The sequence below is a fragment of the Aquabacterium sp. UBA2148 genome (genome assembly GCF_002328915.1).
Taxonomy (GTDB): Bacteria; Pseudomonadota; Gammaproteobacteria; order Burkholderiales; family Burkholderiaceae_C; genus Aquabacterium; species Aquabacterium parvum.
This window is the reverse complement of record NZ_DCXA01000163.1, coordinates 2,534-8,992: the sequence shown is the minus strand read 5'-3', so window position 1 is coordinate 8,992 and position 6,459 is coordinate 2,534. Positions and strand designations below refer to the sequence as shown.

The 6,459-nt window shown below is 65.3% G+C and carries 6 protein-coding genes and 1 pseudogene; 4 read left to right on the top strand and 3 right to left on the bottom strand.

The annotated features are described in order from the left end of the window. Positions 1-1,690, top strand: a pseudogene (locus B2W70_RS09080) (DNA-directed RNA polymerase subunit beta'); the annotation flags it as partial. 191 nt (positions 1,691-1,881) lie between these two features. Here B2W70_RS09080 and B2W70_RS09075 read toward each other — a convergent pair. The 3 genes from B2W70_RS09075 to B2W70_RS09065 are packed head-to-tail and all read right to left on the bottom strand — an operon-like array spanning position 1,882 to position 4,694. Next, the gene (locus B2W70_RS09075; protein ID WP_058088978.1) at positions 1,882-2,208 is read right to left on the bottom strand and encodes a hypothetical protein; all 327 of its coding nucleotides are present in this window, start codon (positions 2,206-2,208) and stop codon (positions 1,882-1,884) included. Between the two features lie 18 nt (positions 2,209-2,226). Beyond that, entirely contained in the window at positions 2,227-3,864 is a 1,638-nt protein-coding gene (locus tag B2W70_RS09070; protein ID WP_286745005.1) for an ArnT family glycosyltransferase, read from the bottom strand. Then, the gene (locus B2W70_RS09065; RefSeq protein WP_286745003.1) at positions 3,861-4,694 is read right to left on the bottom strand and encodes a phosphatase PAP2 family protein; all 834 of its coding nucleotides are present in this window, start codon (positions 4,692-4,694) and stop codon (positions 3,861-3,863) included. The genes B2W70_RS09070 and B2W70_RS09065 overlap by 4 nt, the downstream gene beginning before the upstream one ends. A 148-nt stretch (positions 4,695-4,842) precedes the next feature. Between B2W70_RS09065 and B2W70_RS09060 the strand changes: the two genes are divergently transcribed. From B2W70_RS09060 to rpsG, 3 genes are all read left to right on the top strand, one after another. Continuing rightward, entirely contained in the window at positions 4,843-5,091 is a 249-nt protein-coding gene (locus B2W70_RS09060) for a hypothetical protein (protein WP_286745001.1), read from the top strand. Between the two features lie 266 nt (positions 5,092-5,357). Next, complete coding sequence (gene rpsL / locus B2W70_RS09055; protein ID WP_058088974.1) at positions 5,358-5,735, top strand: 30S ribosomal protein S12; 378 nt, start codon at positions 5,358-5,360, stop codon at positions 5,733-5,735. 209 nt (positions 5,736-5,944) lie between these two features. Beyond that, complete coding sequence (gene rpsG / locus B2W70_RS09050) at positions 5,945-6,415, top strand: 30S ribosomal protein S7 (protein WP_058088973.1); 471 nt, start codon at positions 5,945-5,947, stop codon at positions 6,413-6,415. The last annotated feature ends 44 nt before the right edge of the window (positions 6,416-6,459 follow it).

The window sequence follows — 6,459 nt, the reverse complement described above, 5'->3', positions numbered from 1 at the left end:
CCAGCAGGTGCTGGTCACCGCCGGCACCATGCTGGACGAAGACGTCCTGGACGAGCTCGAAGCCGCTGGCGTCGACGAAGTCAAGGTCCGCACCCCGCTGACTTGCGCCACGCGCTTTGGCCTGTGCGCCAAGTGCTACGGCCGCGACCTCGGCCGCGGTGGCCTGGTCAACTCCGGTGAAGCGGTCGGTGTGATCGCCGCCCAGTCCATCGGTGAGCCCGGCACGCAGCTGACCATGCGGACCTTCCACATCGGTGGTGCCGCTTCGCGCGCCGCCATCGCATCCAGCGTGGAAGCCAAGTCGGACGGCATCATCGGCTTCAACGCCACGATGCGCTATGTGACCAACGGCAAGGGCGACCTGGTGGTGATTTCGCGTTCCGGCGAAATCGTCATCTCCGACCAGCACGGCCGTGAGCGCGAGCGTCACAAGGTGCCTTACGGCGCCACGCTCAACGTCAAGGCCGACCAGACCGTCAAGGCTGGTCTGGTGCTGGCCACCTGGGATCCGCTGACCCGCCCGATCATCACCGAGTTCGCCGGCAAGGCCAAGTTCGAGAACGTCGAAGAAGGCGTGACCGTGGCCAAGCAGGTGGACGAAGTGACCGGCCTGTCGACCCTGGTCGTGATCGACCCGAAGCGTCGCGGTGCGGCCAAGGTCGTGCGCCCGCAGGTCAAGCTGCTGGACGCCTCCGGCTCCGAAGTGAAGATCCCGGGTACCGACCACGCCGTGACCATCGGCTTCCAGGTCGGCGCGCTGATCCAGATCCGCGACGGGCAAGACCTGTCGCCTGGTGAAGTGCTGGCCCGCATCCCCATCGAAGGTCAGAAGACCCGCGACATCACCGGCGGTCTGCCGCGTGTGGCCGAGCTGTTCGAAGCCCGCAGCCCCAAGGACAAGGGCTCGCTGGCCGAGATCACCGGCACGGTGTCCTTCGGCAAGGAAACCAAGGGCAAGGTTCGCCTGCAGATCACCGACCCCGAAGGCAAGGTCTGGGAAGACCTGGTCCCGAAGGAAAAGAACATCCTGGTGCACGAAGGCCAGGTGGTCAACAAGGGCGAATCCATCGTCGACGGTCCGGCCGATCCGCAGGACATCCTGCGCCTGCTGGGCATCGAAGAGCTGGCTCGCTACATCGTCGACGAAGTGCAGGACGTCTACCGTCTGCAGGGCGTGAAGATCAACGACAAGCACATCCAGGTGATCGTTCGCCAGATGCTGCGCCGCGTGCAGATCGTCAACCCGGGCGACACGCATTACATCGCTGGTGAACAGGTCGAGCGCTCCGAGCTGCTGGACACCAACGACCGCATGCGCGCTGCCGACAAGATGATCGCCACGCACAGCGATGTGCTGCTGGGCATCACCAAGGCCTCGCTGTCGACCGACTCCTTCATCTCGGCCGCTTCCTTCCAGGAAACGACCCGCGTGCTCACCGAGGCTGCCATCATGGGCAAGCGCGACGAGCTGCGTGGCCTGAAGGAAAACGTCATCGTGGGTCGCCTGATCCCCGCCGGCACCGGCATGGCTTTCCACCAGGCTCGCAAGGCCAAGGAAGAGATGGACGACACCGAGCGTCGCGCCATCGCCATGCAGGAAGCCCAGGAACGCGCCGCCATGGAACTGGCTGCGCTGGACGAAGCTTCCGGCGATGCCGCCCCGAGCGAAGGTGGCGCCACCGCCGAGTGACGCACAAGGGCCGATGCCAGTCAGCACTGGCGTCGGTCCGAGATTCGGTTGCCGGGCTTGTTGAACGCCTCGGCCATCCAGTCCCCCAATGACAAGGGCCCCGACCAAAATCGGGGCCCTTGTTTCATTTCAAGCGATCACACGGCGCGTGTGTGATGGGCACTCATCAGGCAACGGGGTGACGCCGGGTGTCAGTCGCTGTCACGCCCGCTGCCAAGCCCCGGGTGGGGCCAGTTCAGCAGCTCCGCCAGCCGGGTCACCACCCAGGTGGCCTCGGCTTCGCTGACGCCCGACTCCGGGGTCAACAGGCCTTGCTGGCAACGCGCCAGCACTTCGTGCGTCTCGGCGCCGATCTCCACATGCACGCTCTGGCAATGCGTGGTGAGGTGCTGGGCCAGGTCCTCACAAAGCTCATGGCGAGAGGCCACCTCGCGCGGCGGCAGGGTCCACCGACCGCGTGCGTCGCGGTACAGGGCCTGAAAACTCGGGGCCACGTAAACCTGGTTGTCGTCGCTCATGGGATGGGCTTGCCTTGATCAGGGACTTGGTGCGGGCGTTGCACCAGTGGCTTTCGCTGCCTCTTGGGGGGCATCCCCTACCTGCGCGGCCAAGCGCTCGACCAGCGCAAAGCCTCGGCGCTCCGCGACGATGACCACCGGGTCCTCGGGCTTCAATCGGTCCTTGCGCACGAGTGCCAACTGGCCCGGCAAGGGTTCTCGGGATGGCGTTGGCGCCCCGAGGTAAAAAGCGAAGCTCGGTTGCCGCGCACGCCATTGCACCACCTCGGCACCCCGCGCCTGGGCAATCTGGGCCAACTCGTGCACGGGGGACTGCAGCGTGCTGGCCCACCAGGGCAACACACCGTGCACCACCCAGAACGCACCCAGCAGGGCGCCCAGCACCGCGCGTTCAGCAGGCGCCCGGCGTGGCCAGCACCAGATCGCCAGCCACAGTCCGCCCACCGCCACCACCTGCCACCATGCTGGCCCAGTTGGCGCGCTTTCCAGCAAGGTCCGGTAGAGCGGGTCCTTGGTTTGTGTGGCCAGCCAGCCCGCCACGTGCTGGCTCCAGGACAGGCCGGCGAAGAGCAGCAGTTGGCACATGGCCAGCGCCCAGGCCATGCCGCGCGAGCGCAGCTTGGCCAGCGCACCCGCCATCAAGATGAGCAGCGGTGTCGTGCCATACAGGAGGTAATGCGGCAGCTTGGTGCTGGAGAGGGTGAAGAACAGCAACGCAAACCCGGACCAGCACAACAAAAACCTGCTCACGGGTTCTGCCCACAAAGCGCGCCAGTTCGCCAACACAGACAGAAGCAGCGGCGTCCAGGGCAGGGCCAGCAGGGGGGCGACGATCAGCGTGTAGTGGGCCTGCCCGCCGTGCCCCTCTCTGGTTTGCAGAAATCGGTTGACGTTGTGCTGCAAGATGAAGCCGTCGACAAAGGCCATGCCGTGTCGGTGCAGTGCGTAGGCGTACCATGGCGTCGCCACGCCAAAAAAGATGACCCAGGCCCAAGCATCGCCGAGCACCTGCCGCAAACGCCCGACCTGACCCGATGCCAACAGGTAGACCACCACCGAGGCACCGGGCACCAGGCACGCCACCGGGCCTTTGGTGAGCACACCCAGGCCCATCCACAGGAAGGCGCGTCGCAGGGGGCGTCGGCTGCCATCGGACAGGTGGCGCCACAGGTCCAGGCAGGCCCAGCACATCAGCGCGTTGAGCAGCGCATCCGCTGTGGCCGCGCGCCCGATCAGCATCACGCCCACCGAGGTGGCCACCACCACGGCCGCCACGCGTTCGGCCCGTTGGTCGGCCCACAGCTGGGCAAACCGCACGGCCGCCAGGCACCACATCAAGGCAGCGCAGGCCGATGGCAGGCGAGTGGCCGCTTCGGTCACGCCAAAGATCGCCAGGCCCAGCGATTGCAGCCAGTAAATCAGGATGGGTTTGTCGAACCGGTCTGCGCCATTGAGCGTGGTGTGCCCCCAGTCGCCGCTGGACAGCATCTCGCGCGAGGCCTCCGAGAAGGCGCCTTCGTCCACATCCAGCAGTGGCGCGCTGTCCAGGCCCAGCAGCCACAGCGCCATCAGCAAGCCCACCCACAACCAGGAGGGCCACCGGTCCAGCACGCCGCGGGTTGCCTGAGGGGTGTTGGGCAGCGGGTGGGAACTCAAACCGCGCCCTCCTGTTGGGCGGGGCCCTTCGACGCCAACCACCAGCGCCAGGCGCCCCATGTGCTCAGTGCCATCACCCCACACTGCACCCCGAGGGGCACCACCCAGCCCTGCTTGCTCAAGCACACGTAGAGCCCAAAGGCCGGCAGGCTCAGCGCCACGGCCTTGCACGTGGAGGGTTTGCGCAACCACCCAGCCAGGCGAATGCTGGCCGGCATTCGCCAAGCCACGGGAGCGAGCAGCAGACCCAGCCCCGAGCCGACCAGCACGTCGCTGGGCCAATGGGCGCCGACCACCACGCGCGAGAGCGCCTGCAAAGCCGCCAGTGCCCACCAAAGGTGACGCCAGAGGGTCGCACGCCCTTCCTCATGGGCCACCAGCAACACCGCCACGGCCCAGGCGGTGGCCGAGTGACCTGAAGGCATCGACCCCTTTTTGAGGACCTTGCCAATGACCTGGAAGACAGGGTGATCGGGACCGAAATAGGTGGCGGGTCGGTCAACGTGAAGCACGCGCTTCATGGTGTGAACGACGATGCCGCCGATCAGCAGCGCCAGGATCAGTGCAGCCACTCGCCTGGGCTCTTCGGCGCTCAGGCTGGTCAGCAGCACGAAGCCGCAGATACCCAGCCCCGACCAGGTCAGGAAGGCCCATGGCACCGGCCAGTCGCGCAGCGAAACCTGGAGGTCAAGCAGTGTTTGCCGATCCAGCTCTCGGCCTGCCAGGGCCAAAGCGGCGCCAAGCGCCATGACCAGGCAGGCCGCGGCCCAACCGAGCCAGGGCACAGGGGTGGACGTTGCCCTTTTCGACGGATCGGGTGCCTGCAGCATGGCCGCAGATTGTAGTGGCCCCATGCGGCGGTTCGGCCTTGGCGGACATCCGCCCCCGGAATGCAATCCGTTACAAGGGTTTTCCCCCTATTTTGCGTGTTTACCCTTAACATGGCGCATCGCTTCACTTTCTCTCTAGGAGTGCACCATGGCTCAAACCCTTGCTCGTTTCCCTGGCTCCACCGCCCAGCGTCAGCAGTTGCGCCTGGAAAAGGTGGGTGTGATCGGTGGTTTTCTGGTCGGCCTGGGCCTCGCAGCTGGCGTCGTCAGCGGTTTGATGGCTGACTTGGGTGCGCCGGACGCGCTGGCCTTCGTCGCCGTCGCCTTGACCGTCGCTGCCGCCACCCGCCTGGGCTTGTCAGCTGCGGCGGCGCTGTCGCGAAAGCTCGCGGACTGAGGCGACCGCCTCCCTGCCGGTCCTGGATGGGTCGGCTCGCCAGCTCGCTGGCACCGACCGCATGGGGCCCTTCGGGGCCCTTTTTGTTTCTGTCTCCACGGTGCTGGAGGCGGCCAGTTGCAATGCGGCGTCCTGCCGCTTACAATGGAAGGCTTTTCGGCTTTTAGCCTGGCGCCTTCGTGGGCGCTTGGGTGAAGAGCCGTTTTGTGCTGGCAGCGGTTGGCCGCCGCCAGTGAAATCAACGGGAACCAACAGGAATCACATCGATGCCTACCATCAACCAGCTCGTGCGCCACGGCCGTCAGGTCGAGGTCACGAAGTCCAAGTCGCCTGCGATGCAGAATTGCCCGCAGCGTCGTGGCGTGTGCACCCGCGTGTACACCACCACCCCCAAGAAGCCTAACTCCGCTCTGCGTAAGGTCGCCAAGGTGCGCCTGACCAACGGTTTCGAGGTCATCTCCTACATCGGCGGCGAAGGCCACAACCTCCAAGAACACAGCGTCGTGCTGGTTCGCGGCGGCCGTGTGAAGGACTTGCCCGGTGTGCGTTACCACATCGTGCGTGGCTCCCTCGACCTGCAAGGCGTCAAGGACCGCAAGCAGTCGCGCTCGAAGTACGGCGCCAAGCGTCCGAAGAAGGCCTGATCGGCCCTCTGAGCAAAACAAGATTCGGTCGTCTTCACCGGCCTGTCACCCGAAGGTGGCACGCTCGAGAAGAGAAGGCCGAGGTGGCGGTTCTGCCGGAATGGTCCGGTCTGAACTGAGTAAGTGGAGTCTGTTGATCAGTCTCCAGATGCAGGCAAAAGTGATCCGCGATCCAGCCCGCATCAACTGAAGCATTGAAAGGAAACGAAATGCCTCGTCGTCGCGAAGTACCCAAGCGTGAAATCCTGCCCGATCCCAAGTTCGGATCGGTCGACCTCTCCAAGTTCATGAACGTGATCATGGAGTCCGGCAAGAAGGCTGTGGCCGAGCGCATCATCTACGGTGCCCTCGAGCAAGTCGAAAAGAAGGCCGGCAAGGATCCGCTGGAAATCTTCAACATCGCTCTGAACAACATCAAGCCCGTGGTGGAAGTCAAATCCCGCCGCGTGGGTGGTGCGAACTACCAGGTTCCCGTTGAAGTTCGCCCCGCTCGCCGCATGGCCCTGGCCATGCGCTGGCTGAAGGAATCGTCGCGCAAGCGCTCCGAGAAGTCGATGGCCCAGCGTCTGGCCAACGAACTGCTCGAGGCCTCCGAAGGCCGCGGCGGCGCGATGAAGAAGCGTGACGAAGTGCACCGCATGGCCGAAGCCAACAAGGCCTTCTCGCACTTCCGTTTCTAAACCACCACCCCTGCAGCATCCACTGCAGCGGCGCCGGGCTCCAA